Annotated in this window: 2 protein-coding genes; one reads left to right on the top strand and one right to left on the bottom strand. The window is 55.2% G+C overall.

What is annotated here, in order from left to right:
- Positions 1 to 245, bottom strand: a 245-nt coding sequence (locus tag CAPSK01_RS21245) for a hypothetical protein (protein WP_273702781.1), incomplete at its 3' end; no start/stop codon positions are given.
- Between the two features lie 206 nt (positions 246 to 451).
- Between CAPSK01_RS21245 and CAPSK01_RS24305 the strand changes: the two genes are divergently transcribed.
- On the top strand, positions 452 to 4,309 hold the full coding sequence (locus tag CAPSK01_RS24305; protein ID WP_337958503.1) for a glycoside hydrolase family 5 protein: 3,858 nt from the start codon (positions 452 to 454) through the stop codon (positions 4,307 to 4,309).
- The last annotated feature ends 345 nt before the right edge of the window (positions 4,310 to 4,654 follow it).

Genomic DNA, 4,654 nt, shown 5'->3' with positions numbered 1-4,654 from the left:
TTCCTTGAAACCGTGCCACGATCCTGGGGCGGGTTCTCGCCGCGGATCAGCAAGCGGTAGCTCGGATCGAGGCGCTGGCTGGCGTAGCTCGGCACACCATCGGCAGCATACGAGACGTAAACGCTGCCCGTCGCGCTAGCCATCGCCGGATGCAGCAGCAGAGCGCCGACGAGCCAGGCCAAGGCAATCCGCAGCCGTTCAGGCTGCGCCCAGGAACCAGCAGATTTCCCCCTTGAACGACTCATTGATGACTCGGCAGGCAAATTTCGAGAGCAGAGGATAACACGCTGCTGTCCAAATTGTGACCAATGGTTCAATGGTAAGATGACCCAGAGAGTTGCGAATCACGATGGGGTCTCATATACTCTAGTTGCCACCGTTGGATTTCCTATCCTTCGTCGAACTCCAAAGCTCATCTGCAAACCATCTGTCCGCCACGAAGGAATGCTCAATGCTAATGTTCGCCAAATCGATCCAAGCACTGAGGTTCTTGAAGGTATTCAAGGAAGCCATGGATTCGCACGGCGTCCTGGCCTTGGTTTGTTGCGTGCTGGCGATGCTCGTCTCAAACATGGCCGTGGCTGCCGCACCATGGGGTGTTGCTTGTGCTGATGGGCGTGTGGACAATATCCTGGACAACTTTGATTCCCCTTGGGACTACTGCTGCACAGCCGATCCCTTGATTCCGAAGCCAACCCTGCGCACGGTTCCGGGCTGCAATGGCAACGCCTTGGCAGTGGACTATGATTTGAGAAATGTGGCGCTGATAGGCAGTCCAAACGCTGGACAGAGCTGGATCGTGCTGCAAAAGTCCTTGTCTCCACAAAGAGATCTGACCCCCTATACACACATCAGACTTGCAATTCGGGGCTCGAACCTCAAGTCGCACGACAGTATGGAAGTGAAACTCAAGGACGCCAATGGTCTTGTCGCCACCGTGCTAAGGAGCATGACCGATCTTCCTGAGTGGAGAGCAATCTACATCGATTTGCGTGAATTGACGGGAAACAGCACGATCAATCTTGCAAAGATTGTTGGTCTTGAAATTGCTATCGTTCGGTGTGCTCACTGCGAGGTCTTTGACAACCCCTCACTTGAAGAACCGCCCGACGAGCATGTCGGAACCTTGTTTCTCGACGAGTTTGCGGTTGTCAACTTCAAGCCTGGAGGGGTCAATCGATTGGTGGAAAGGGGTTTTGAAAAAGTAACACCAAACTCGACCGTTCGTGCTAGTGCGGCCCGGGCCTTACTCACTCAAATCGCCCGCTCTGGTGCTGGCAAGGATTTGATCCCCGCGTGGTTTCCGGAGCAAAACCCCAACTTCAACAGCTATTCGGAAGCCGTAGCTCTGCTGGTTTTGGTATACGAATACGAACGAACCGGTGATATTACATTCCGCGCTGCGGCTCAAAGAATGGCGGCCAAGCTGCTTGCGTTGCAGATTCAATCTGGCAGGCAGTCAGGCGCTTGGTACTCGACTTACGTCATACAGAATGACAAGCTGAGTCCCCCGGGAAGAGCGTCGCAGCCGATTCCGTGCGACGGGAATGAAGCTCTATCGCAAGATATCGATACCTGCGAATGGGTTGGCAATGTCGGTTGGGTTCTCATTGCTCTCGGCAAGTTGCAGCGTAACGGTTTGTACGATGATCCCGTTACGCTCACCGCTGCGCTCGATCGTGGGGCAGCCTGGGTGTCTCGTCAGTTCTCCCGCAATCCCGGCTATCCAAACCTGATTTCACTGGGCATCGAAGGAAATATATCGGCCTACTTCGGCTTACTCGCCGCCGGCAAGGTGCACGACTCCACGTTGTTGGGAAGCGCCATTTTGCAGTTTGGGTGGGATCCCCTGCAACGACGCATGAAGCCGGGTGTCCTGCCCGCTGACGCAGGGACGGCGATAGACGTCAGCGGAAGCTGGGGAGTCACGTTTCTTCGATCGCTCGGACGGATCCAGGAAGCTTTGGATTCGCAAGCGTATGCTGCGTCAATGATGCGCGTAAGCTCGTTTGACGGCTCGACCTACGGATACGGCGACATTGCAGGACCCTATACACCGGCAGTTGAGTTTACCGCCCAAGCAGCGTCTGCCGGCATCAAAGAGGCGAACGTCGTGATGCAGCAGATCTCTTTGCTGCAGATACCGGCTGGCGGAACATACCCCGGGGCCTTCCCCGGCGCGGCGGATCATTGGTACGGCGGTCCATTGACTCCATGGGACACGACGATGGTCGGTGTCTCGCCCACCGCGTGGGTATATTTCGCTCAGCATCGCGACCCTCTTGTCGATCTGCTCCCCTCGGCTCAGGTCTATCTTCAGGCCGGGGGCCAGTTCACCCTGGCTGATAGGGCCAAAGTGTATGGAAGCCTTGGCAGGGAAAATGTTCTGATTCAAGCAGAAGCATCCGAGGTGATTCTGGACCAGAATGTCGAGCGGGTAGACCTGGCTGAGTCCTCGTCGTCGTACCTCTATCAGCAGTCCGGCAACACCCTGAAGGTGTTTTCCGGAACGACGGGGTTGGTGGTCACGGTGACGATCCGAAGCGCGGGCACCCAGGTCGCCTTTACCGATGGTGCGGTCACGATCTCCTTGGCCGCCGGTGTGATGACTCTGGGGGGAGCCGTCGTGACATCGACCCCGAGGCCGACCCGGCCCCCTATCATTGATCCGGATGATCCATCCCGTGTCGGTAAGCCGGTTTCCCATGCCGTCCTCACCATACCCCAGGGATCGGTGTTTCTCAGTGCAGGGAATCGGTTCACCTTGCTCAATAGCGCCAAAGTGTACGGGAGCACCGGCACGGAGCAGGTTCTGATTGGAGCCGGAGTGGCCGGCATCACCTTGGACCAGAATGTCGAGCGCCTGCAACTGGCCGAGCCCTCATCGTCTTATCTCTATCAGCAGGCCGGCAACACCCTGAAGGTGTTTTCCGGAACGATGGAGTTGCTGCTCACGGTGCCGATCCAAAGCGCGGGCACCGAGGCCGCCTTTACCAATGGCGTGGCAAGAGTCACCCTGGCCGCCGGTACGATGTTCCTGGGAGGCGCCAGGATCCCCACCGCGACTCCTGGGTCTGTCACGCCCATAGAGTGGCAAACTCGTGGTTTGCAGTGGCGCGGCGTGAATTTGAGCGGAGCTGAGTTTGGCGAGAAACATTTGCCTGGTACCTATGGTCGTGACTACATCTATCCAAGTGTTAGTAGTGTGGATTATTTTAAAGCCAAAGGAATGAATCTGGTTCGTTTGCCATTTCGATGGGAACGATTGCAGCCATCCCTGAATCAGCCTTTTGACATAGCTGAGTTGGCTCGTCTACAAAGCTTTGTTTCCGGGGTCACTGCCAAAGGCGTCGCAGTGCTGCTCGATCCCCACAACTTTGCACGTTACCAGGGTCAAATATTGGGGTCGAGTGGGCTGTCGTATGCTGCTTACGCAGATTTTTGGTCACGTTTGTCCGCACTTTTCAAAGATAATCCCAGGGTTCTATTTGGCTTGATGAACGAGCCACATGACATGCCTACTGAAACGTGGGTGAATGCGGCCAATGCGGCAATCCAGGGCATCCGTGCTACGGGAGCGACCAACACAATCATGATACCTGGTAATGCTTGGACAGGTGCCTGGAGCTGGACACAGAATTGGTATGGGACTCCCAATGCCGAGGCAATGAAAAAAATCGTTGACTCTGGTAATAACATAGTTTTTGAGGTGCATCAGTATCTTGATTCGGACAGCTCAGGAACATCGGCTACCTGTGTCAGTACCGAAATCGGTGTTGAGCGCTTGAAAAACTTTACAGAGTGGTTACGAATCAATAGGAAGCGCGGTTTCTTAGGCGAGTTCGCTGGTGCAAATAATGAAACTTGTAAGCAAGCGGTCTCCAACATGCTTACAAATGTTGAAGCTAATGCCGATGTCTGGCTTGGCTGGGCATGGTGGTCTGCTGGCCCATGGTGGGGCGACTACATGTTTTCCATCGAACCAGGAAGTGACGGTATCGACAAACCACAAATGTCGGTGTTGACGGGCGAACCGAGCGTAAAGGTAGTGAAGTATCGCGGCTCCCTCCAGTGTATGGAGGGCGGGAAAGCGCCTGAGGTCATGCAGAACGAACTGACGAGCGCAGGCATAGATGTCCTGGCTTTTTCTTGTGGTACTGATGGATATTTTCATATTGCTGTATGTGGAGCGTCGGATGGTAGGATTAATATATTTGTCATTCCGCGAAGCAGGGCGGCTCAGGCACAATTACTTGGTTTTTCGAGCCTGAGTGACTGGCCCGACGCGCGAGAGATCACGTGCAGATGAACCTGCCGGCGCCTCACTCGGGAACGGCGAACCGGGGACAGGGCGTTCGCAGTACGAAACTTCATCGATACCTCGCATGTAGCACGCACTATCGCCTTCGCATATGCCTTTGTAACTACTCAGATCCCCCCGATGGCGAATTCACGCGAAACGAGGCTGAGGAGGGTTGCCTTGGAAAGTCAGGGTAAGTGCCTGGAAGAGATTGGCGCCCTGCTTGTGCATGGTGGCGAGAGAGGAGCGGAGGGTACAGAAGGTATCGGCACCCTTCCTGGTTCTGAAGCAGCCGGAGATTTTCTGTTGGCTCTTTATGCGTTACGGGCTGTTATGCCAAAAGGGCAGTGAGGA

It is taken from the genome of Candidatus Accumulibacter vicinus, from assembly GCF_000584955.1.
Taxonomy (GTDB): Bacteria; Pseudomonadota; Gammaproteobacteria; order Burkholderiales; family Rhodocyclaceae; genus Accumulibacter; species Accumulibacter vicinus.
The sequence above is the reverse complement of the archived record's forward strand: the minus strand, read 5'-3'. Positions and strand labels throughout refer to the sequence as shown.

What these genes read in the sequence shown, in the direction of transcription:
- CAPSK01_RS24305 (WP_337958503.1), top strand. Translation starts at nt 452, where the DNA reads ATGCTAATGTTCGCCAAATCGATCCAAGCACTGAGGTTCTTGAAGGTA.